Here is a 21,657-nt window from a genome sequence, read left to right on the forward strand (position 1 = left end):
GAACCAAAATATCCTAGCTAATGAGGTGATGCAACCCATGTCTGCTTATATAGACTCGTTGAAGCGATCGCTTTTTTTGACCCTGATCGCTCTGCTCGTATCGTTGACCATTTCATTCTTAATGGCACTCTAAACTCATCCTGAAAATCATTTATCATCCTCTATCAGTAATCTGAGTTGAATAAGGTATGGCCACCCATTCTGCCGCGACGCCGCCACCGCTGCCCCTTTGGGTCATGTTTCGTTTGGGTCTCTTTCAAATGGGACTGGGAATGATGTCAATTCTGGTGTTGGGGGTTCTCAACCGCATCCTCATCAAGGAATTGGCGGTGCCGGCCACATTGGTGACGCTGACGATTGCCATGCATCAATTTGTCTCACCGGTGCGGGTCTGGTTTGGTCAGCTCTCCGATGCCCACCCCATCGGGGGCTATCATCGCACGGGGTATGTCTGGGGTGGGGCTTTGGCCTTTACCCTCGTCACCTACGCCATTGTGCAAGTCATCTGGCGGGTGGGGGAAAGCTTAGATCAGATGGGCTGGAGTCTGGTTACCCAAGGCTGGATTGGCCTGCTGGGGTTGCTTTTTGCTGCCTATGGCATCTGCGTAAGCAGTAGCTCGACCCCCTTTGCTGCCCTGCTTGTGGATGTCTCCGAGGAGGAAGATCGGGGCAAATTGGTGGGGATTGTTTGGTCAATGTTGACGGTGGGGATTGTGGTCGGTGCCATTCTCAGCAGTGTGCTGTTGCGGCAGTTGGAGCTGGATACCCCCGTTGAACTCCTGCAACAAACTGTCAATCGCCTCTTTTTGGTGGTTTTGACGGTGGTTTTCGCTCTGGCGATCGCCAGTACTTGGGGGGTTGAAGCCAAGTATTCCCGCTACCATGTGCGCAGTCGTGCCTGTGACAACCCTGAAAACATTACCCTTGGTCGTGCCCTGAAGATTCTCACGGCTAACTCCCAAACCTGGCGCTTTTTTCTCTTCCTGGTCCTCATGACCCTGAGTTTATTTATTCAGGAACCCATTCTGGAACCCTTTGGCGGGGAAGTCTTTGGCATGACAATCGCCGAAACCACGCGTTTGAATGCCTACTGGGGCATAGGCACACTGGTGGGCCTCAGTTTCACAGGATTTTTCATTGTGCCCCGCCTTGGCAAGATCCGCACCACCACCTATGGCTGTTGGGGGGTGGCCTGGATGTTCTTGCTGTTGATCATTTCAGGTGTCACGCGGCAGGTGTGGCTCTTTCAGTTGCAACTTTTTCTCTTTGGTATTGCCGCTGGAGTAACGACGACGGGTGCCCTTAGTCTCATGCTGGACTTAACAGCCGCAGAAACGGCAGGGACATTTATTGGCGCTTGGGGCTTAGCGCAGGCGATTGCACGGGGATCAGCCACCGTTGTCGGTGGAACGGCTCTCGATATTGGTCGCCAACTGTTTGGCGTGCCGCTCCTTGCCTATGGCTTTGTCTTTTGTCTGCCGATCCTGGGAATGCTGGCGGCCGTCTTACTGTTGAAACAAGTGGATGTGAGTCAATTTCGGCAACAATCTCAGGTGGCGATCGCCAAAGTCTTGGCTGAAGACTTGGAATAGAATTACCTACCAGCGGGCAAAGAAGGAGAAGTCCAACTTGCCAAAGTGGGTGACATGGGCGATATTAAAATGCTCTAGGCAATTTACCAGCCAGCGCACCTTGCCGCGACTAAAAGATTGATAGTGGTTAAACAAGATGGCAAAGCGTTTTTCGAGATAGGGCTTCACCTTCTTGCTGAGAAGAATAATCTTGAGCAATAGGCCAATTGTTGCCACCGTACCGATATTGTTGAGTAAGTCAACAAAAACCAAATGGTTGGGATTTTGGGCACTCTCCACCACTAAGTAGTGGAGGGTTTGGCTACAGGTGCGGACAATGGTGAATTCATTGAGAGGGTGGGGCTGCTGAAAGAGGGGCAGCGTTTCTAGATACTGGTAAAACCGCTGACGAAAGCGACCTCGTCCCAACTCCACGGTGGTGTCTGTTAAGTAGTGGAAGAAGGCATCCCGAAAGTCGCGGGTGGATTTCAGGCGTTGCAACCGCTGCTCAAATTGGCGAGCCAAGTCGCGATAGGTGTGACGGCCATCCACCTTACCGACAAAATGTTGAATCGAGGTTTTCACTTCCTCCGTAGAGAGTAAGGTGGGATTTTTCACCGGTGGAATATTCTGATGCCCCTGAGCACGGCGAAACTCACCGGTGAGGTATTGACTCAGGTTCATTTCAAATTGTTGCGTTGCTTTTTGCTGAAACTCTTGAATGTAGCGCAGTTCTTCCGGTGTTGTATCATCTCCCACAAGACAGTGGTTGTACAGATAGGGATAGCGCCGAATCAGGGTTGCAAGGGGGCGATCGCCATTTTGCTGAATTTGTACAGGATCTTGAGCATCCTCTTGAAAGAACTGGAGGAGCCGCTGGAGTTTTTGAAAAGCCTCACTTTCTAAGTAATCCTTGAGGAGCAGCCGCAACTTACGCACAATCGGTGCCCGGCTTAGACCCCCCGCCGGCATCGCCACAGGGGTTTGGAGCATCGCCAGAAATTCAGGCACAGCCCCTTGGAACAAAGGATGCAACTGCCAGCGGTTAATCAAAATGTGGCAGCAGCGGTTTATAAAAGGCCGGAAATTCTCCGCCACCTGTGCCCCTGTCACAATCCGATCCATCGCCTCTTGAATCTGGCGATCGGGGTAAGTGTAGCCCATGAGGAAAAGGGCACGAAACCGTTCAATAACTTGCTCTGGACTCTCATGCTGCACGCATTCCAGCAAGTGGTCGTAAATGAGTTGGTAGTCGTTTGCTTTGATCCGTGTATTCATAGGGGGTGAGGCGCTTTTAAGCCACGCCGCTAACGACTGTGCTGGAATCCAGAAGCATGACTGAGAGCGTACAGCATACTTATATCGTAGAAGGCAAGGTAAGACTCTCCTGTAATCGAAACCACAATTTTTAAGTGATCTCAATCACAAGAGTAGCCGTACTCCTGCTCTCTACAGGTTGAGTACAGCCTCAGCGACCCCGATACCCCGAAAGTTGAGCTAAGCCCTCTAGGGGATAAACTCCTTCATAGCGTTTGCCATTGATTTCCCATGTGGGGTAAGCACGAATATTCGCCTCTTTACAGAGTTCTGGCTGAGGATTAGTGCCGCGAGGATCACACTCAATATAGTTAATGGTCTTAAAGGCGCTGCCAAAAAGTTCTTTTTGCTTCATACAAGCGGGACACCAGTAGGCGCCGTACATCTTGGCATTGATTTTCTTTAGGTGGTTTGCCAGCCTTTGGGGAAAAATGGCCTGACCGGTTCCCTGCGCCATAACAATATCAGGGGATTGAAAGACGGGCAGCCGGGGAACAAAGGCGATCGCCAGCCCCATACCCAAGCCACACAGGAGATAGTGCAAGGAATTTTTCATCGAAACCCATCCACTAATCCGATATAGTGTACTGCATTCCACACGGTGCCAGAGCTAAAGACCCGGAGACACGTCTTGTAGTTCCCTTATTCTACTGAATCCTAAAATTAGTGATCAGTGATCCGCTGGGCAGCAAGCCTCCCCCTACCGCTGCGCGGGAGCAAGCTAACAGGGCTGTGTATCGAGGACTGGCAGGTGCAGAGGCAGGGACACTGGAGCAGCCGGGCAGACACGTTCGGGTCAAGTCTATCCTCGATCAAGGCTGGTTCGAGTTCCGCCGCCAACTGAGCTACAAGCTGGCTTGGCAGGGCGACTGGTTGGTGGTAGTGGCACCCTAGAACACAACTCGCACCTGTCCGTGCTGTGGTCATGTGTCAGGGGACAACCGCCAAACACAAGGGCGGTTTTTGGGCGTGGCATAGGGTTTCGAGTCCAGTGCCGATTGGGTCGGTGCATCAACCTCCTGTCTTACGGGATGGAAATCCGGCGAGAGAACCCGCATGGCCTGGGGATCGAACCGCACGGGCGGTGGGAAGCAGGAACCCGTCGCAGTGAGTCAAGTGTAGATTGATACCACGCTTGGGTGCAGTACTTTGGTCTTCAGGCTGGGGAGGATGTCAAATGGATGTTTCCTCCCCCTGTGAGATGTTCTCTGCTTAGATTGCCTAGATCACAAATGTGGCTCCATCCCCTTGGGCGGCTTGCCAACTGCGGGCATCAAAGTACAAATCTTCTAGGGAAATACCGGCCAAGGCATCCTGCAGTTTTTGGTGCAGACGTTGCCAGAGACTCAAGGTCACCCAATCCGCTGTGCCATCTTCCGGTTGGGGGGGGTGCAAAAACAGGGGGGTCGGCGACTCACCAACGGCAGTGAGAATGTCCCGCAGGGAAATGGCGGCGGGGGGACGGGCAAGTTGATAACCCCCATAGACACCCCGCAGCGATCGCACCAAGCCTGCGCGCCGCAATTCAATCAAGAGTTTTTCTAGGTAGGGGGCAGGAATCTTTTGCCGCTCAGCAATGGCACGTACGGAGGCAGGCCCATAGTTGGGCAATAAGCTCAAATCCAGTAGCGCCTTGATACTGTAGTGGCCACGGGTGGTGAGGGTCACGCTGCTTTACCGATGGTGGTAATGTACAAAACTGCCTCTTCGGGGGGAATGCCCAGAAGATCGTTGACCTGATCGTCAAAGAAACCGCCAATGCCACTGACCCCTAACCCCAAAGCGGTGGCGGCTAAATTCAGCCGCTGTCCGAGGTGACCGGCATCCATGTGCAGGTAGCGATAGGCCCGTTCCCCATAGCGGGCGATCGCCCGTTCCAGATTGGCGGTATGGAAAATCACCACTGCGGCATCGCGCCCCAGATCTTGATTGAGGCAGAGGAAATGCAACTGTTCTTGAAAATTCTTGAAGCGAATCTGGCGCAGCTCATGCTCGGCCACAGCGTAGTAGTAGCAGCCCTCCTCGAGATCCCTGACCCGCGTCACCGCAATAAAGGTTTCCACCAAGGTCAGGTCAAAGAAGCTGGGGGCTTCGTCCAGTCCTTGTTCGCGATAGTCCTGAGGATGGTAAGCAAAGGTGAGGAGAGCCGCCAGTTCATCCCTCTCAATCCCTTGGCCACTGTACCGCCGAGTGGAGCGCCGCTGAAGCATGGTCTGCTCAAGAGCGGCTAAATTGTCTTGCCAATGAATGAGGGGTTTGCTCAAACTTACCCGCAGGCCAAAGGGGAAGTTATATTTACCGGGGGCGGGTTCAGCAGGCACTTCCATACTGCCTTTGGCAACGGTTGTTTCTGCTTTAGCCATGCCGTAGATAATCTCACTGTTGACCAGAGCACTGGCACGGTGACAGGCCTTGAGCAACTCACCACTGGCGATCGCCCCGTAGTCATAGCAGGTGGCAGAGGGTAAGGCAGAGGGAAAGGGGGGTAAGTTTTCTTCCACTTCTAGCAAATTGGCAAGAGCCACCACCGCCAACACCCCCTCCTGCTCCGGATTGAGATAGAGGAGTTCATTCATTTGGGCATCCACAAAACCACCAATGCAGTGAGCGCGAAAGTCATTGATATTGGCGGCCAGTTCCACATTCCCCAAAAGATGCCCAATGTCGAGACAAATGCGGCGATAGGCGCGATCGCCATAGCGCCAAGCGGAACGATAGAAAACCGCGGTGACAATCAGGGCAACGTGCGTCCTTTCCAACGCCGGATGCCACAGACAGGCAGCCTGTAATGCCGACCAAGAGTAGCTTTGCCACACCTGCCCAAGGGCATGGTCTTTCACTTGGTAGTGGTAAATGCCGGCGGGAATGGCGGTATCGTTGCGCGTGAGGAGATAGATCTCCGCTGGATATAGCCCACCGGCGGAGGGGGCTGCCCGCATATAAAAGGGCTGATCTGGATAGGGAACCACCCCGGTAATGCCATAGCTACAGTACAACAACCGTGAGAGTCGCTGCCAATGGGGGTGGGCTGTTCCCTTCTCAGGTTCTAAAAAGGGCTTTAGGGAAAAGGAATGACCCAGAGGATAGGTTTTGAAGGGGCTGGGCTGGCGACTAAAATCCAGCGGTGTAGCCTGTTGGGCTAAGTTTTCAGGGGCATACTTGGTGCGTTCGTGGTAGTGCTGTGCCAGAGAAAGCGGTTGAACCCCCATTGTGGTGCCTCACCAAGTTAAGAAAGCATTAAGGAATGTGAACTTGGCCAATAACTTCCCGTACAGTCAAAAAGGTTTAGGTAGAAATACTTAGTCACAATACACTCTATACCATACCATTATGGCCAAATTGAGCAATGAGGAACTATTGGCAGCCTACGCAGCGGGGGAACGGGATTTTCGAGGAAGGGATCTGACGGGTCTGAGTCTCTTTGACACCAACCTGAGCGAGGCCGATTTTAGCAACAGTAATCTAGAGAATGCCTATTTGCCCTATTGCCAGTTAAATCGCATTCAGGCAACGGCTGCCAACCTCCGCCACAGTGAATTAGGGGATGCTCAGTTGTATCAAGCCAATCTGACGGCAGCGAATCTTGAGGGCGCCAGCCTGGTGCGAACCAATTTGCGGACGGCCAATTTGGAACGGGCAAACCTACAAGGGGCGAATCTGCAGGGGGCGGATTTGCGCTATGCCAATTTACGACAGGCGAATCTGCGGGGGGCAAACCTGCAACAGGCTAATTTAGAGCAGGCAGACTTAAGGGAAGCGCAGGTGCAGCGTTGTAACTTTTTTCGGGCCACGGGCGCCGATCTATCGGTTGCTGTGTGCGATCGCACCACCATCTATCCCGATGGCTATTTCTATCCCTGACTGAGGGTAATCAAGGTAACGGGATTGAGGGGCTGGAGGCGGTGGCCTTGCCCGAGGGGAACCGAGCGGCTAATTTGCACCTGCAGAAGCTGGGGGCGGAGTTGATGGGTCTGACACCACTGGAGAACTTGGCCTTGGTGTTCGAGGGTGGCGATCGCCAGTACGAGACGCCCACCGGGTTTCAACTGCGACCAGCAAAAGTCTAGATTGGCCAGTAACTGAGCACCACTGCCGCCAATAAACACGCGATCGGGTGGCGGTAAGCCACTGAGGCACTGGGGGGCTTCCCCTTGGAGGGGCAGGAGATTACCGAGGCCAAAAAGTTTGCGATTGCGTTCAATGAGTTGAAAGCCGATGGCAGTTTTTTCAATGGCATAGATGGTGGCTTGGGGGACAAGGCGAGCTATTTCCACAGCTACACTGCCGGTGCCGGCGCCCACATCCCAAACGGTTTCTACAGTCTTCGTGAGAGCCAATTCCGCCAAGGCCAGTACCCGCACCTCCCGCTTGGTCATCAAGCCGGGGCGATCGCTAAACGTGAAAAATTGATCATCCCCTAGGCCAAGAATAGGCTGTTCCCTGGGGGGCAGGCGCTGGGGTTGCCGCAGGAGCACCACCAGATTCAAGGGATGGACGGGCGGCAGTTCCCTCACCGGTTGGGCTAAGTCCCAGGGGAGAATGGCTTCGTCTTCGCTCCCAAGGGCTTGACACACCCACGCCCGATAGGTCACAGGCAGGTGCAAGGCTTGGTATAAGCGGCTAATGGCCGCAATATCGGCTTCGCCATCGGTATAAATGGCAATTTTTGCCACCCCCCGCTGCAACAGGGGCACCAACCCCGCCAAATCGCGACCATGGGCACTGTAGATGACCGCATCTTGCCAAGGGAGCTTGAGCCGGCTAAAGGCCAACTGCACCGCACTCAGGTGGGGATGAAACGTCAGCTGCTCGGGGGCAAAGACTTCCAAGAGCCAGCGTCCCAACCCGTAAAACAGAGGATCGCCACTGGTGAGAATGACCACCTGGGGGTCAGAGGTTGTTGCCAAGTGGGTTTGTATCGCCTTGAGAGTGGCATGAAAGTCCCGTAAAGAGAGGCGGGGGGTGTCTCCCTCTGGAATTAACTGCAAATGGCGATCGCTCCCCACCAAGAGCGTAGCCTTATAAATAATTTCCTGAGCTATTTTCCCCAAGCCTGCCAGACCCTCTAGGCCAATGCCCACCACATGAATTGGGGTCACACCGGCTCCTCGCTATAGGCCAACTCTAGGAGGGCATTCACAATTGCTGCTGCCACAGGGGATCCCCCCTTGCGACCGGCAACGCGAATTTGGGGCACAGGGAGTTGTGCCAAGGCAGTCTTTGACTCCACCACGTTGACAAAGCCCACGGGAACCCCAATAACGCCCGCCGGAGGTACAGGGGTCTCTTGCAGGCGATCGCACAGAGCCAAGAGCGCCGTTGGCGCATTCCCGATTACAAACAGACCAGAGGGCCATTGTTCCCAAGCCCGAATCATTCCTGCGGCGCTGCGGGTTTGACCAGCAGCAGTGTGGCTGCCATCATCCAGCGCGGTAATAATTGGGTTTTGAAAGGTACGGCTGACCATTGTTTGAATACCCACACTGACCATGGCCACGTCCGTAATAATCGGCACGCCTGAGCGCAAAGCTTGAGTCATGTGGGCGATCGCCCCCGGCGAAATTTCCAACAGTTCCTTTAACTCAAAATCGGCGGTGCTATGGATCATCCGCCGCAAAATTGCATAGCTAGGGGGATCGAAATTGTGAGCGCCGATCTCCCGATCAATGATAGCAAAACTGGCCTCGGCAATGGGATGTAGCAAAGACACGGGACTTTTGATAGAATAGCAAAACTGCCTAAACTAGGAGAGATGGCCGAGTGGTCGAAGGCGCAGCACTGGAAATGCTGTGTGGGGCAACTCACCGAGGGTTCGAATCCCTCTCTCTCCGTTCTAAGTTTATTACTTTGCTTGTACTTGAGGGCGCCCCTTGCAAGGCGGCGGAGGGAAGTAGCCGAGCTAAAATTAAGGAAGAAACTCAATGGCAGTCATCGCATAGCTAGAGGGTTTAAGGGTCTAAGTTCTACCGCTATCGAGGGGTCTGGATGATGCGTTTCTCCTCACTTCCTTTGGTGCTGATGGTTGGCACCCTTGCTGCCGCACCAGCCGTTGCAGATTCCAATGCCATTGGCACGATTCAGGTTAGCCCTGACTTGCGATCGGCCCTGCAGTCGGCAGCAGATTCTACCGCAACCATCAACGTCCTACAACAGGTGCGAGATAAGGTGGAAATTGAAAACAGCCTAGAGATTGCCCCTGTACCGCCTCGCCCTGCTCCCCAAGTATATCGGCAATTTGAGGAACCCCGCCGCCGCGGCATTGGTTTCCGGGTTGGCATTTAGCGGGGGCTGGCAGCCTGCTTGGCAGCATGAAGCTGGGCATTGTGTTGCTGCAATAGGGCTTGAGCGGCAAGGGCATCTAATCCTGTCCAATGCATGAGCAGGGCACGTTTCACTTGGTAGCCACTGCGTTCAAGGAGATCTGCTGCCGCTGCGCGGTCAATCCCTGTGAGATCCGTAAGAATCCGCAGGGCACGATCCAAGAGCTTACGATTTGTGACCGCCACATCCACCATGCGGTTGCCATAGACTTTGCCTAACTGCACCATTACGCCGGTGGAAATGATATTCAGTGCCATTTTTGTGGCCGTACCGGCTTTCAAACGGGTGGATCCCGCCAGGAGTTCAGGCCCTACCAGCAGACGAATGTCAATGTCGGCAGCCCGCTGCACCTGCTCCGAGGGAACGCAGGCGATAAAGACCGTCAGTGCCCCCACTGCTTGAGCGGCATCGAGGGCGCCATGCACATAGGGAGTCGTGCCCCCGGCGGTAATGCCAATCACCACATCTTGGGCAGTAATCTGGCGATCGCCCACCACCGCCACCCCATCCTCGTAGCGATCCTCAAGGCCTTCGGAGCTGCGCACAAGGGCTGCTTCTCCCCCCGCCAGAATGCCCTGCACCAAATCAGGAGGGGTACAAAAGGTGGGTGGACATTCGACAGCATCTAAAACCCCCAAGCGACCACTGGTGCCTGCCCCCACATAAAAAAGCCGACCTCCTTGGCGGAGACGGTCTGCGGTGGCGGCAATGGCTTGGGCTAGAGCTTCCCGCGCTTGGGCAATTGCCTTTAGGGTCTGGGCATCTTCGCGATTAAAGAGATCAACCAGTTCTAGGGGAGTGAGCTGATCCAGATGCTGGCTGGCGGGGTTAACCTGCTCGGTTAAGAGATGGCCACGATTGGGGAGTTCTGAGTGGGCTGTCATGGCCGTGCTGAAATTTCTGCCATTTCAATCACGGTGCCCTCGTAGTCCTTCACAAGGAAATTGAGGGGGCGATCGCTGCGCAGTTTGTAGCGCAACTGCCGCCGTTGAATCCGCTGCAACAGGAGTTCCAAGCACTCCCGGTCAAAGCAGACATGGCGCTGACGGTTGCGTTCCCCCTTGCTGGCACCGCTAATCACGTGCAGTTGCGTGTTTTTCTTGAGTTGGTACCATAGACCATCACTGGGGCTAGGGCGCTTGGGGCTGCTGTAGCTCAAAGCCGAGGGCACATAGAGGGGATCCAGCGAGGCCACACCAAGGGTTTGCTCATAGTTGTAGTAATAGTGCAGCGGCACCTCGGCAATGGGTAAGTTTAACTCCTGCTCGTAGAACTGCTGCGCGTGCTCCAGATCCGAAACCATGATCGTATAGACTTTGGGGGCACTGGACAAAAAGAGCCACATTGCCCCTGCGTAGCCCATCAGCAGCATGATCATGATCCCTTGGGTGGAGAATACCCCATCCCAGAGACCATCCAGCCAAGCAAACAAAGGAGGAGTCAACAGCATGCCAATGTTCTAGAAAAGTTTCCTTTTATTGTAGTCAACAGAACTCATCCTAGGTTATTCATCGGCAAAGATATAGTCGTAGAGTTCTTCGGGCTGCGGCTCAGGACTTTCCTCGGCAAAGGCCACCGCATCCTCGACAATGGCTTGTACTTTTTGCTCAATGGCACGCAGATCTTCGTGAGTGGCAAGTTCTTGCTCCACAAGGTAAGCACCCAGCTTTTTGATGGGATCGCGCTTCAGCCAAAATTCTTTCTCTTCTTTGGAGCGCAGTTCATCGGGATCGGCGAGCGAGTGACCGCGGAAACGGTAGGTCAAGGCTTCAATCAGGGTAGGGCCTTCACCCGCACGGGCACGGGCGATCGCTGCCTCGGCTACGGTGCGCACTGCCAGCACATCCATGCCATCCACTTCCTCGCCCACCATGCCAAAGACCTTGGCCTTCTTGTAAATTTCCGTTTGGGAGCTGGCGCGCTCATGGGCCATGCCGATCGCCCACTTGTTGTTTTCCACCACAAACAGAATCGGCAATTTCCAGAGTGCCGCCATATTCAAGCACTCAAAGAACTGGCCATTATTGGTGGCACCATCGCCAAAGAAACAAGCTGTAACCTGATCAGCCTGGGCATCGCCCATCACTTGACGGCGGTACATCGTCTGAAACGCGGCGCCCAGTGCTACGGGAATGCCCTCAGCTACGAAGGCAAAGCCCCCCAAGAAATTGTGCTTGGCGGAAAATAAGTGCATTGAGCCACCTCGACCCTTGCTACAGCCTGTGGCCTTGCCAAAGAGTTCGGCCATCACCTCACGGGCAGGAACACCGGCACTGAGGGCATGGACGTGATCGCGATAGGTACTGCACACGTAATCATCAGAACGCATAGCTTTGATCACGCCTGTGGAGACAGCTTCTTGACCGTTGTAGAGGTGGACAAAGCCAAACATCCGCCCCCGATAGTACATTTCGGCACACTTATCCTCAAAGGTGCGCCCCAGTACCATATCTTCATAGAGCATTAACCCTTGCTCGCGGGTAATCGCAGTTTGGGGAATGGACAAAGAGGGCAGACTACGCTCTTGAACCATAGCAGGCAGTGATCAACCTAGGGTAAACGCCGTACCAACAGGGCAAGCCGCCGTTGGCATCCCCCTATTTTACTCAAATTATGCCTGCTAAATAGAGGATTCTTTTAATCAAACTAAATCAGTCCCCCTGCCCCTTGCTGCTCTGCGCTTGCTAAAAAGTCCTGTAGATCGCTATGGGATTGCCAAGGCAGTTGCCAAGCCTCTTGCCGGCTGCGGCTCCAAAAGGAGGTGGGAGAGATGTGGGCGGCAGCCATTGCCTGTGGGTTAAAACGTTGTGCTAGGGCCGTTTCAGTCACAGATTGCAGTGTTTGAGGCCGAGCCTCTACCTGCCGGCGATTGAGGAGACGGGGCGCCCTCTCCGGCCAGTCTTCAGAGGTAACTTCTGTTCCCCCTTTGGGGGAGTAACACCTAACTGCCCAAAAGGAAGGCAATGAGGCACAAGCCATAGAGGAGACCAAACTTCACGGCATTGAGAATTTCGCCAAAGAGCGTCTGCCGCAATTTCCAGCGATCGCCATAGAACAAGGCACTAACCACTTCAGCAACAATTACCACAATGGAGGAGGCGAGAATGTCTAAGTAACCCAGTTGACCCGCGCTAGAGGAAACCGCCAAGCCTAAAAATATGCCAAAGAGAACCGCAATACTGAGGGTTGCCAGCCGTCGCCACGGATTTTTTAACTGCTCCTGAATTCCAGCGCCCAAGCGATCAAGCAGGGTATTGAGGCGGGTTTGCTGCATATACTCAAGATGGGCTAAGGTTGCTACAGTGGGCAGAAAGTCAATGCTTGCCAGTATATGCTAAGTCGTGTTGCCGATGCGCTCTATTGGTTAAATCCCTACATTGAGCGGGCGGAGAATATTGCGCGCTTTGTTGATGTGGCTCTGAACTTGAAGAAGCGACTGGATTTGCCCATGCGCCTTTTGAGTCAATGGCATCCTGTGGTATCAATAACAGGGAATTTGCCCTTTTTTTCTTTCAGGAATACTATGGCATTACTACTGCCGAAAATGTGATTCGCTTCCTTCCTTTTGGCAATTGATGGGATTCTTCATCAAGGCATGCATGAGTTCCTCGAGCACGTGCAGCAGCAGATGAATGAAGTGGATAGGCAGATTTTTCAAACGTTCTTTGCTTTAGGGTCTCTATAGATTGCCTAGGGTAACAATTTTAATTGAGCTGAGGCTAGAGCGGCCGTATTTGTTCCTGTCTGGGGCGATCGCCCCCTGGTTATCTGATCTAGGATCCCTAAAAACGGCCAACAAAATTAGAGACTTCCCTAGGGCTGACGGTGGGCTTGATGCTGCCTGAGGTATTGGCGCCCGTTTTGAATCACCGCTAGCATTTCCTTGAGCTGGCGTTCCATTTCCGCAAGGGTGCGATCGGCATAGGCATCGGCTTCCTGTTGCCGCTCTTGGCACTCCTGGCGGGTCAGTTGGCGCAGATGGGCGAGTTCTTTTTCCGTGTTTTGCCGTAGTAAATTGATTTCCTCAATCGCACGCTGGCGCATGAACTCCACTTCTTGCTGCACCTGCTGGCGGATTTTCTGGGCTTCTAGTTCCGCTTGCTGGCGAATCCGCAGTTCATCGGCAATTTGGGCAGCGCGTTGCTCTGCGGCGCGGATAATTTCTTGGGCACGGTGCTGGGCTTGTTTAATGATCTCATCTCGCTGATTGAGAATCCGCTGAGCCGTTGTGACCGATTCAGGAATGACCTGCTCAATTTGCGCTAAATGGTTAAGGAGCTGCTCTTCGTCAATGAGCTTGCGCCCCGTCAGTGGGATCTTCGTCCCTTCGAGAATGATCAGTTCTTCCAGCTTTTGCAGTTGTTGCAGCAGTTGCAAGGAGGTCGAAGGAACATTACAGGCCTCGTTTACTGCAGTGTTGGTTGAGATGGGATCGGCGTTTGAGTAAAGCATGCTTCTAAATCCTTGGCAACGGTGGCTGGTACTAGATGACGAACATTACCGCCAAATCGGGCAATTTCTTTTACTAAGCTACTACTTAAGAAACTATACTCATTGGACGTGGTGAGGAACACGGTTTCAATTTCTGGCCAGAGGCTTTTATTCGTGTGGGACATCTGAAGTTCATATTCAAAGTCCGACAGAACCCGCAGCCCTCGCAGGAGAACCGTTGCCCGTTGCGATCGCGCGTACTCCACCGTCAGGCCATCAAAGGCATCCACCCGTACATTTTTCAGGTGGCCTGTTGCCGCCTGGACTTGTTTGATGCGTTGGCTGACGCTAAAGAGAGCTTTCTTCTGGGGGTTGTGGGCGATCGCGACGATGACTTCGCTAAACAGACGAGCCCCCCGCTCAATAATATCCAAGTGCCCTAGGGTAATGGGATCAAAGCTTCCGGGATAAACAGCAAGCATAAGCAGCTCAATGACAAGATGAGACGTTAAACAGCATCGAGGGAATGCGTAAGACGATCATCGCCGATTTCTAGGAGCAGCGCATACCCTTGCTAGATCGGCAGACCCTCCGCGATCGCTCAGAATTTTTTTCAAAAGCACTGTATCTTCACTATCGGCTCTGCAACCAATACCCCCAAGGGAAATGTAATGATCCCTACACCTGTGCAGAAATAGAGCAACTGCAATTAATAAAAATTTAATGTAAAAACTGTAATCGCAATATAAAAAGATAAATTATTATTACAACTTTACCGACATCAGCTGTAGTCCTAGCTACCAAATTTCGGCTTAATGTAAAGTATTGTAAACAGTTTCTTAAATTTTGCAGTGTCATGTAGTGGCTATGTTACAGAATGGTGACTGAACAACTGTTTGTATCAGCCAATACTTGACGACCCCAGATCTCAGCATTTATAACAAAAATGTATTTGATAAAACGCACACTTAAGGTTCTTTTCGATTGGAGGGCACACTTTGATTTGAATACAGTAAATTAACCTCTAAACCTAAAGTGATTGGTATTCCCGGATGATGATTAGTTTTTTGAATAACTATTTAGTTTTATTAACTCACTTCACTTCCCCAGCTACTGCGTTTGTTAAATAAGTATTAAGCGCCATCCTTTATTTATTTTCTTTTTGCACATCCGAAAGTACGCACATATCACGTGCCTCTCCGCTTTTTGGTGCTATGTACCGTCCTGATTATGAGGGTTCCTGCTATGAATATTTCCCCGGTTAGTCGCCACTATTTGCGGCGCTTACTAGCAGAACATCCCGCCATTCAGTCCTATGTGAACCGTGACACACATCCACTGGGCATTGAGGAAAAATACCTAGAGCGTTACATCCACTTAGATCATTTAACATATCCACAAATTAATCAGCTAGAATTTCTCATTGAGTTACATCAAAAAATAAAGGTTAACGAGCCACATCAAACCCACCAGCTTAAACAGATTGAGCAGAAAATTTTTGACCTCATTGGTCTTGAATTGCCTGTTTCCCACAATGCCTTAGCGGATTTGATGTCTTTCTTTAGTCAGGTTGCGGAAACCCAAGAGCAGATCCCTAGGCGCAGTGTGAACTATGAATCTGTAAACCTTGCTGACTACTACGAATACTGTCGGCGAATTACAGAAGTAACAGTGCGCTACCTTGGCAAAATGATTGTCACTAACTATTGGCTATTGACACAACCCCGTGAAAGCTGGCTGGCAAAAATTCAAGTAGATCAGTTCCACAACCGTAACTTCACGCCCCATGATCAACTTTTAACTAACCATGAAGCAGAAACCTTGCAGCGATGGATTCGTGATTTTATTCAGCATTGCTGTCGCGTGCTGCCCACGCTGCCGCGCCTTCTCTTGGCAGCGGGGATTCCTTCCCACTTGCTCTACGAGCTTATTCGTTGATCCTTAGGTGATGCCTAAAACTGGCTTCTTTAGAGGGAGACAGAAGATATAAAAACAAATGATAATATCAAAAAAATATCTTATCAAAAAAATATCTTGGTGTGTTTCCTGTTTTGTTCAAAGTCGGAGGTTCCTATGAACATGTCAATTTCTCCTTTTGCTCGCTACTACCTAAGAAAGCTACTGTTAGCTCAGCCAGCCCTTCAAGACAAAGGGAGGAATTGCAGGAACAATGGAGAAGAAAGTGCCGATGCTTATCTTAAGCTAGAGCATCTAACTCATCCACAAATCAATGAATTAGAATTCCTTGCTGAATTACATCAAAAACTTAAGAATAGTGAGCCATCCCAAAGTGAGCAACTGCAAAAGATCGAGGATAGAATTTTTGAATTGCTGGGCATCCAGTTGCCGGTTTCCAACAATGCCTTGACGGAAATGATGGCATTTTTTAGCCAAGTGGCCAATACCCAAGAAGGTGTGGATTCATCCACAAAAATTTCCACAAAAACTAATAAAGCAACAACCTTAGAAGAATACTACCGGTATTTTCAGACTATCACCGCCGTTGCCGGCCGCTACCTTGGCAAAATGATTGTAAAAAACTATTGGTTGGCTACCCGTCCACAGCAGAGTTGGCTTGCACAAATTTCGGTGGAACAGTTCCAGAAGCCTGACTCCCCTCTGCACAGCAGCAATCAACAGTTAACTCCTCAACAGCAGAAAATCCTTCAAGAGTGGATTTGTCAATTTATCCGTCAGTGTTCTCGTATCTTGCCCATCTTGCCTCAACTCCTGTTGGCAGCCGGCGTACCCCCCTACCTATTGTGTCACTTGGTTAATCCCACAGCCCCTAAGGCATCAGCAACTGAAAGGGTAGAAGTAGGTTCCTCAGGCAAGGAGGAAGTAGCATTGCTAACTCCGAGGCCTCTCCATAAATGACACGCTGCCGACTGGGAAGATCAATCGCCAGGGAAAGGGGGAGGTTTTTCCCAGAGTGCTGCTCAACGATCAGAATCTGATTCCGTCGTTTGCTGGCGAGGGCATAGCCGAGTTCCAACGCAATCGGAGGGGGCAACTGGCCATTCTCAGCCGCTGTGCCATCGGCGATAAACAGGAGCGAGCGACGCAATTGCGTAATCACGGGACGATCCAAACGCAGAGGAGCAGTATCTGAGCGTGGGCTTTCGACTACTTCCAAGGGGAAGCGACTGGGAGTATTGGTTACAAATGCTTTGAGGGCGGTGCGAATCTCGTCGCTACTGGGGCTATCTGCGGCACTGAAAAAGAGGGTGGGCTCCAAGTAACTCAGGCGATCGCTCTTGATGAAGTAGATTTCGTGACTAAGGATATCAATGTTGGCGATTGTATAGCTGCCACTCCCTTCAATGTAAAATTCCACTGTTTCGCCAAGGCGATAGCGCTGAAACCACTCCGAGCGCTGGACTGTTGCTAAGTCATCGAGAAAATCTGCCCGCAATGCTGTTTTCAGCAAGCTACTTTTATTGAGCCGTAGATCGTGGGGGCGTTGCTCGATCTGGTCGAGGGGTTCATACTGCGGTAGGTACCATGCCCGCAGCACAATAATGGCCATTAAAACATTCCAAACAGAGACTGCAAATAATAATAAACCATGGGTAGATTGGGTTCTACGGATGTAGGAGAGAGGCAATGACAGCAAAATTACTGCTGGTGGACGATGAACCGGGGGTGCGCGAGGCGGTAACGGCCTATTTAGAGGACAGTGGCTTTGAGGTGACGGCGGTGGCCAATGGTCAGGCGGCTTTGGAGTACCTAGAGACCAATGTACCCGACCTGATTATTACAGACATCATGATGCCGCAGATGGATGGCTATGCCTTTTTGGAAAAAGTACGCCAACAGCCCCATCTCAACCACATTCCTGTCATCTTTCTCACAGCGCGCGGCATGAAGCGCGATCGCATTCAGGGCTATGATGCTGGCTGTGATGCCTACCTAGCCAAACCCTTTGACCCCGATGAACTGGTGGCCATTATTAAAAATCTGCTGCGGCGCCAAGCGGCTGCTCGCGATGAGGCAGAACCCAATTTGGCCAACCTCGCCCAACAAATTGCCGAACTGCGGGCAATGCTCGTCCAACAGGGCAAGCGCAATCCCACTACTCCCCCGCTTCAACTGGATCTCACCCCCCGCGAAGCCAGTGTCCTGCAATTGGTGGTCAAGGGACTAATGAATAAAGAAATTGCCAGCCAGCTCAATACCAGTGTTCGCAATATTGAAAAGTACGTGAGTCGCCTCTTTGTAAAAACAGGCACCAGCAGCCGCACAGAACTTGTACGCTTTGCCCTTGAACATGGCTTAGCTGACTAATTTAGAGGGAGGGATCATTTTGCCAAAACCAGTCGGCAATGCCGGGCTTGGCTTTTTCCGTTGCTGTGGGGTTGAGGAGGATAATGGCTTGGCGGAGGTGGGGGGAGAGCCGTCGCTGTACCCGCTGGGGAATGCCATCCCCAAAATAAACGTGACCCCGACCCGTCAACACCACAATCAGGCGATTAGGATCTTGCTGATGATGCTTGGCAATGACTTTGGCCATCGTTTCATCCCAAAGGACTTGGGCTTGGTAAAAAAAGTCAAAATTGAGACTGTGACTCACCCCTTGATGGGCAGCAGTAAAAATTTCCTTCAGGCGATCGCGATAGGCGGTGTTGCTTAAATCAATGTCCGTCAGGGGCGGAATATAGCGAAAATCGTCTCCTTCTAAGCTCCTTAGGCCTTGACGGGCCACTTGGCGGGTGATTTCGCTGGGGGTATTGAGGGCAATCAGGGGAATTTGCTGCTCCTTGGCAAAGCGAAAAATCGGCGCATACAGCGACCAAGGAAAGCCCCACCGCTGGGCGTATTGGGTTTGCTCCAGCAACTCCATTTCGGTAATCTCACCCGCAATGTAGGCATCGAGGGCAGCTTGAAACGGCCGCTGAATCATTTCAAGGGCGATCGCCAGTGGGCGACCCCGCCGCTGTAACTCCTGCAAAATTTGTACTTGTGCCTGATGATCGGCCACCCTATCGTGGGTCTCACCCAAATAGAGGATGTGTTTTTGCTCCCAGTCGGCATAGGCTCTTTGCACAGGAACTGATTCATTGCCCCGCCAGACCTGCTGCGCCTTCACACTGCAGGTTCCCGCCAAAAAGAGGGCGATCGCCAAGCTCAGTGCCAAGGGATGCCAAGACCGCCACACCGCTAAGCGACCCACACACCGTCCAAGGGGGGATGCCAAACGATAAAATATCTGCCAAGATCGAAATGGAGTCGTTAACGATGTGGTAACGACAATCATCTTCTGTGCGTTCCCCATTGGGTTCAACCCCGTTATCCAACCCTGAAACACCTATGCAATCTCCCTATCCACTTAAACTCAGTGACCCTGCGGCCAGTGACGTCAGTTCCACCCATCCTGAACTGAATGGTAACGCACTGGTGAAATCGGAGACGACCTCTACAGAAGTGGTGAAGGCGGAAGTTCGCTTGAGTGACCCCCGCGCCGAAGCACTGCGGCAAATGTTGGAACGCCATCGCGGGACGCGGCAGTTGATTATTCTCCAAGATTTTCCTGACCCCGATGCCCTGTCTTCGGCCTGGACCTATAAGCTCATTGCCGAGCAGTTTGAGATTCAGTGCGATATTGCCTACGCCGGTGCCCTCAGCCATCAAGAAAACATTACCTTGGTGCGGCTGACGGGGATGCCCCTTGTGCGCTGGTCAGTGCAAGGGACGAAAAATAAGGATCAGCGGGACTGCTCCTGCTACCAAGGCTACGTCCTCATTGACAACCAAGGCACCACCAGTCAATTGCTCCCCATGGTGCAGGAGGCCGGCCTACCGGCGATCGCCATTATTGACCACCACAGTCTCCAAGAAGCTATTCAAGCCGAGTTTACAGACATTCGGCCAACGACCCGCGCCACGGCAACCATCTTTACCCAATACCTGCAGGCGGGACTGCTCACCCTCGACAGTAGCAACCCGGTTCACGTAAAATGCGCCACTGCCCTCATGCACGGCCTACGCTCCGACACTGATTGCCTGAAACAGGCGAAAGAAGAGGACTTTCTGGCAGCCGCCTTTCTGAGTCGTTTTATTGATTATCAACTGCTGAACACCATTTTGCAGTCCCACCGCTCGAAACAGGTGATGGACGTCATCGAGCGATCGCTAAAAAATCGCTCCATTCACAACAATTTCTCAATTTCTGGCGTGGGCTATATCCGCTATGAAGACCGCGATGCCATTCCCCAAGCGGCTGATTTCCTTGTTACTGAAGAGAATGTTCACACCGCTGTCGTCTATGGTCTGGTTCACGACGAAGATGAAGAGGTGGAACTGATTATTGGTTCGCTGCGCACGACGAAAATTACCCTAGATCCTGACGAATTTATCAAAGAGGCCTTTGGTAAGGATGGCCAAGGGCGTTTCTTTGGTGGGGGTCGCTCCCAAGCCGGCGGTTTTGAAATTCCCGTGGGCTTCCTGTCGGGTCTCAATGAAAATCCAGAATACGCTAAACTCAAGTGGAGTGTTTACGATACCCAGATTAAGCAGAAGCTCCTCCACCTCGTTAATCCCAAGAACAATGTCCTCCACGGTACGGAGTAGGGCACTGTTCCCACTCCTCAAGTTTTAGGCCTTTATGAGGGAACTAACGGTCTTTTTTTTCCGCCACGGGATTGCGGTTGAAGCGGCGGTCTTTGAAGGCAGTGATGGCGATCGCCCCCTGACGGCCAAAGGCGAAAAGAAAACCCAGCAGATGGCGCGGCGGTTGCTGGATCTGGGCATTGAGGCAGAACTCATTCTCTCCTCACCGCTGCTGCGGGCACGGCAAACGGCAGAAATTCTCCTTGAAGTGGGGGTTGCCCCCGATTTAATGATTTCTGAGCTGCTGGCGCCGAGTGGCAGCTTGCAGGAATGGCTCCATTGGCTCAGTCACTGGCGTCAAGAACATGAAGGGCCTTTGATTGCCGTGGGTCATGAACCCAATCTCAGTCACTGGGCAGAACTGCTCATCTGTGGCAAAGCCTTGGGGCACATCCAACTCAAGAAGGCGGGCATTATCGGCCTGAAGGTGCCCGCAACCGATCCCTTGGGGAATAGCCAACTCTTTTGGTTGACACCTCCCAAGTTTTTGCTCAACAGCAATGGGATTGCCTGACTACAGGCATCTTGCCGATGCTGCGCCATCCCTCTCCCTAAAGCGACAAAATAGAAGTACGGCCTGCCACAGGATGGAACTGTGAATTCTGAGTCGAACATTACGGCGCATTTACCCCCACATCTTCTCCGTTGGCTGGATGCCTATCAGCGGGAGCATCAATTTCCTAGCCTTGAAGTGGCAATTGTGGACATTGTTTGTAAGTTTTATGCCCAAACGGAGCGTTTGCCTGAGCGAGTGGCAGAGTTAGAGCAACAGGTCAATGCTCTTAGCCGTGAAGTAATTCATCTGCGCCAACAACTGCCCGAAACCTACGATCGCCTGCGGGAGCAGTTGGCAGCGGTACGCCTCAGTCATTCTGGCATTCTCCACAATTTGCGCGATCGCCTCGAAGCCTTAGAAGCGGAAGTCTTTGCCAATCCCCCTAGCGCTGCTGACGCAGAGGCTGATAGTTGAAGAGTTCCTCCAAGGTAGCAAGCAAATCAACTTTTACAAACGTGATTTGATTCTCGGTATTGAGGCCAAACTGCCAGGCCACATTGACACTAAAGAGAGGGAGTTTAGCTTTGCCCACTAACCGATAGCAGCGCTCTGTTCCCTCTTGTGCCAACAATTCTCCTTTGCGGGGTTCTGCCCGCATACCCGCGGCTTCAAGGTGGAGATAGTGGGCGATCGCTCCCCGCCCAATGACCGGCTCCTCAAAGGGCGGATAGAGAACTCCCTCCTCGGCAAAGAGGGCGGCCACCTCTTCATAGCGTTCGTCATTGAGGGCAGCAAAATAGGCAATCAGCGTTGGCTCATCAATGCCGAGAAGGGGACTCCCTTGAACAGAATGGGGCATTCTTTAACATCCTCAGTGGTTTGAAGCGAGATAAAAAAGGGAGCACGTTGCCC

Annotated in this window: 25 protein-coding genes, 1 tRNA gene and 2 pseudogenes; 12 read left to right on the plus strand and 16 right to left on the minus strand. The window is 52.2% G+C overall.

What is annotated here, in order from left to right; genetic code table 11:
- The first annotated feature begins 188 nt into the window (after positions 1-188).
- Positions 189-1,592, plus strand: a complete 1,404-nt coding sequence (locus Q0683_RS07315) for a BCD family MFS transporter (RefSeq protein WP_298615063.1) — start codon at positions 189-191, stop codon at positions 1,590-1,592.
- 6 nt (positions 1,593-1,598) lie between these two features.
- Here Q0683_RS07315 and Q0683_RS07320 read toward each other — a convergent pair whose 3' ends face one another.
- Together Q0683_RS07320 and Q0683_RS07325 are read right to left on the minus strand one after the other, a co-directional pair.
- Complete coding sequence (locus tag Q0683_RS07320) at positions 1,599-2,849, minus strand: hypothetical protein (protein WP_298977027.1); 1,251 nt, start codon at positions 2,847-2,849, stop codon at positions 1,599-1,601.
- Between the two features lie 190 nt (positions 2,850-3,039).
- Entirely contained in the window at positions 3,040-3,444 is a 405-nt protein-coding gene (locus Q0683_RS07325; protein ID WP_298615068.1) for a hypothetical protein, read from the minus strand.
- Positions 3,445-3,626: 182 nt separating this feature from the next.
- Here Q0683_RS07325 and Q0683_RS07330 point away from each other — a divergent pair.
- Positions 3,627-3,863: pseudogene (locus tag Q0683_RS07330) on the plus strand (zinc ribbon domain-containing protein); the annotation flags it as partial.
- 246 nt (positions 3,864-4,109) lie between these two features.
- Here Q0683_RS07330 and Q0683_RS07335 read toward each other — a convergent pair.
- Positions 4,110-4,556 carry an Rrf2 family transcriptional regulator gene (locus tag Q0683_RS07335; protein WP_298616086.1) on the minus strand — a complete coding sequence of 149 codons (447 nt, stop codon included), beginning with the start codon at positions 4,554-4,556 and terminating at the stop codon, positions 4,110-4,112.
- Positions 4,553-6,097, minus strand: a complete 1,545-nt coding sequence (locus tag Q0683_RS07340; RefSeq protein WP_298616088.1) for a SagB/ThcOx family dehydrogenase — start codon at positions 6,095-6,097, stop codon at positions 4,553-4,555. The genes Q0683_RS07335 and Q0683_RS07340 overlap by 4 nt, the downstream gene beginning before the upstream one ends.
- A gap of 121 nt (positions 6,098-6,218) precedes the next feature.
- On the opposite strand from Q0683_RS07340, the gene Q0683_RS07345 reads away from it, so the two are divergent.
- Entirely contained in the window at positions 6,219-6,749 is a 531-nt protein-coding gene (locus Q0683_RS07345) for a pentapeptide repeat-containing protein (protein WP_298616090.1), read from the plus strand.
- On the opposite strand, the gene cbiE is transcribed toward Q0683_RS07345, so the two are convergent.
- Both cbiE and Q0683_RS07355 read right to left on the minus strand, forming a co-directional pair.
- Positions 6,740-7,987, minus strand: a complete 1,248-nt coding sequence (gene cbiE / locus Q0683_RS07350; protein WP_298616993.1) for a precorrin-6y C5,15-methyltransferase (decarboxylating) subunit CbiE — start codon at positions 7,985-7,987, stop codon at positions 6,740-6,742. The genes Q0683_RS07345 and cbiE overlap by 10 nt on opposite strands.
- Positions 7,984-8,598: a cobalt-precorrin-8X methylmutase gene (locus tag Q0683_RS07355; protein ID WP_298615145.1), complete on the minus strand. Its 615-nt coding sequence runs from the start codon at positions 8,596-8,598 to the stop codon at positions 7,984-7,986. Before Q0683_RS07355 ends, cbiE begins: the two co-directional genes overlap by 4 nt.
- A 36-nt stretch (positions 8,599-8,634) precedes the next feature.
- Here Q0683_RS07355 and Q0683_RS07360 point away from each other — a divergent pair.
- Together Q0683_RS07360 and Q0683_RS07365 are read left to right on the plus strand one after the other, a co-directional pair.
- A tRNA-Ser gene (locus Q0683_RS07360) sits at positions 8,635-8,719 on the plus strand.
- A 154-nt stretch (positions 8,720-8,873) separates the two neighbouring features.
- Positions 8,874-9,170: a hypothetical protein gene (locus Q0683_RS07365; RefSeq protein WP_298615142.1), complete on the plus strand. Its 297-nt coding sequence runs from the start codon at positions 8,874-8,876 to the stop codon at positions 9,168-9,170.
- Here Q0683_RS07365 and murQ read toward each other — a convergent pair.
- The 5 genes from murQ to Q0683_RS07390 all read right to left on the minus strand — a co-directional run bounded on the left by murQ (position 9,167) and on the right by Q0683_RS07390 (position 12,483).
- Entirely contained in the window at positions 9,167-10,093 is a 927-nt protein-coding gene (murQ, locus tag Q0683_RS07370) for an N-acetylmuramic acid 6-phosphate etherase (protein ID WP_298977033.1), read from the minus strand. The genes Q0683_RS07365 and murQ overlap by 4 nt on opposite strands.
- Positions 10,090-10,659, minus strand: a complete 570-nt coding sequence (locus Q0683_RS07375) for a glyoxalase-like domain protein (RefSeq protein WP_298977035.1) — start codon at positions 10,657-10,659, stop codon at positions 10,090-10,092. Before Q0683_RS07375 ends, murQ begins: the two co-directional genes overlap by 4 nt.
- A gap of 54 nt (positions 10,660-10,713) precedes the next feature.
- Positions 10,714-11,742, minus strand: a complete 1,029-nt coding sequence (pdhA, locus tag Q0683_RS07380) for a pyruvate dehydrogenase (acetyl-transferring) E1 component subunit alpha (protein ID WP_298977040.1) — start codon at positions 11,740-11,742, stop codon at positions 10,714-10,716.
- Positions 11,743-11,855: 113 nt separating this feature from the next.
- Entirely contained in the window at positions 11,856-12,188 is a 333-nt protein-coding gene (locus Q0683_RS07385) for a DUF1877 family protein (protein WP_298977042.1), read from the minus strand.
- Positions 12,151-12,483, minus strand: a complete 333-nt coding sequence (locus Q0683_RS07390; protein ID WP_298615131.1) for a DUF565 domain-containing protein — start codon at positions 12,481-12,483, stop codon at positions 12,151-12,153. Before Q0683_RS07390 ends, Q0683_RS07385 begins: the two co-directional genes overlap by 38 nt.
- 57 nt (positions 12,484-12,540) lie before the next feature.
- Between Q0683_RS07390 and Q0683_RS07395 the strand changes: the two are divergent.
- Positions 12,541-12,782, plus strand: a pseudogene (locus tag Q0683_RS07395) (alpha-E domain-containing protein); the annotation flags it as partial.
- A gap of 240 nt (positions 12,783-13,022) precedes the next feature.
- Here the strand turns inward: Q0683_RS07395 and Q0683_RS07400 are convergent.
- Entirely contained in the window at positions 13,023-13,661 is a 639-nt protein-coding gene (locus Q0683_RS07400) for an ATP synthase F0 subunit B (RefSeq protein ID WP_298615124.1), read from the minus strand.
- Positions 13,616-14,122, minus strand: coding sequence for a pantetheine-phosphate adenylyltransferase (gene coaD / locus Q0683_RS07405; RefSeq protein WP_298977048.1), 507 nt, complete (start codon positions 14,120-14,122; stop codon positions 13,616-13,618). Before coaD ends, Q0683_RS07400 begins: the two co-directional genes overlap by 46 nt.
- 763 nt (positions 14,123-14,885) lie before the next feature.
- Between coaD and Q0683_RS07410 the strand changes: the two genes are divergently transcribed.
- Positions 14,886-15,578 (plus strand): hypothetical protein, encoded by a 693-nt coding sequence (locus tag Q0683_RS07410; RefSeq protein ID WP_298977050.1) that lies wholly within the window; start codon positions 14,886-14,888, stop codon positions 15,576-15,578.
- 135 nt (positions 15,579-15,713) lie between these two features.
- Complete coding sequence (locus Q0683_RS07415; protein WP_298977052.1) at positions 15,714-16,517, plus strand: hypothetical protein; 804 nt, start codon at positions 15,714-15,716, stop codon at positions 16,515-16,517.
- Here the strand turns inward: Q0683_RS07415 and Q0683_RS07420 are convergent.
- Positions 16,429-17,169, minus strand: a complete 741-nt coding sequence (locus Q0683_RS07420; RefSeq protein ID WP_298615115.1) for a hypothetical protein — start codon at positions 17,167-17,169, stop codon at positions 16,429-16,431. The two genes, Q0683_RS07415 and Q0683_RS07420, sit on opposite strands and share 89 nt — an antisense overlap.
- Positions 17,170-17,246: 77 nt before the next feature.
- On the opposite strand from Q0683_RS07420, the gene Q0683_RS07425 reads away from it, so the two are divergent.
- A complete protein-coding gene (locus Q0683_RS07425; protein WP_298615112.1) occupies positions 17,247-17,927 on the plus strand; it encodes a response regulator transcription factor in 681 nt (226 codons plus the stop codon).
- A gap of 1 nt (position 17,928) precedes the next feature.
- On the opposite strand, the gene Q0683_RS07430 is transcribed toward Q0683_RS07425, so the two are convergent.
- Positions 17,929-18,837, minus strand: coding sequence for a ChaN family lipoprotein (locus Q0683_RS07430; RefSeq protein ID WP_298615109.1), 909 nt, complete (start codon positions 18,835-18,837; stop codon positions 17,929-17,931).
- A 113-nt stretch (positions 18,838-18,950) separates the two neighbouring features.
- Between Q0683_RS07430 and Q0683_RS07435 the strand changes: the two genes are divergently transcribed.
- The 3 genes from Q0683_RS07435 to Q0683_RS07445 all read left to right on the plus strand — a co-directional run bounded on the left by Q0683_RS07435 (position 18,951) and on the right by Q0683_RS07445 (position 21,219).
- Positions 18,951-20,210, plus strand: coding sequence for a bifunctional oligoribonuclease/PAP phosphatase NrnA (locus Q0683_RS07435; protein ID WP_298977054.1), 1,260 nt, complete (start codon positions 18,951-18,953; stop codon positions 20,208-20,210).
- Between the two features lie 34 nt (positions 20,211-20,244).
- Positions 20,245-20,763: a phosphohistidine phosphatase SixA gene (gene sixA / locus Q0683_RS07440; protein WP_298615105.1), complete on the plus strand. Its 519-nt coding sequence runs from the start codon at positions 20,245-20,247 to the stop codon at positions 20,761-20,763.
- A gap of 81 nt (positions 20,764-20,844) precedes the next feature.
- The gene (locus tag Q0683_RS07445) at positions 20,845-21,219 is read left to right on the plus strand and encodes a hypothetical protein (RefSeq protein ID WP_298615103.1); all 375 of its coding nucleotides are present in this window, start codon (positions 20,845-20,847) and stop codon (positions 21,217-21,219) included.
- On the opposite strand, the gene Q0683_RS07450 is transcribed toward Q0683_RS07445, so the two are convergent.
- Positions 21,188-21,604, minus strand: coding sequence for a nuclear transport factor 2 family protein (locus Q0683_RS07450; RefSeq protein ID WP_298615101.1), 417 nt, complete (start codon positions 21,602-21,604; stop codon positions 21,188-21,190). The two genes, Q0683_RS07445 and Q0683_RS07450, sit on opposite strands and share 32 nt — an antisense overlap.
- Between the last annotated feature and the right edge of the window lie 53 nt (positions 21,605-21,657).

Source organism: uncultured Thermosynechococcus sp., from assembly GCF_938074695.1.
GTDB lineage: Bacteria > Cyanobacteriota > Cyanobacteriia > Thermosynechococcales > Thermosynechococcaceae > Thermosynechococcus.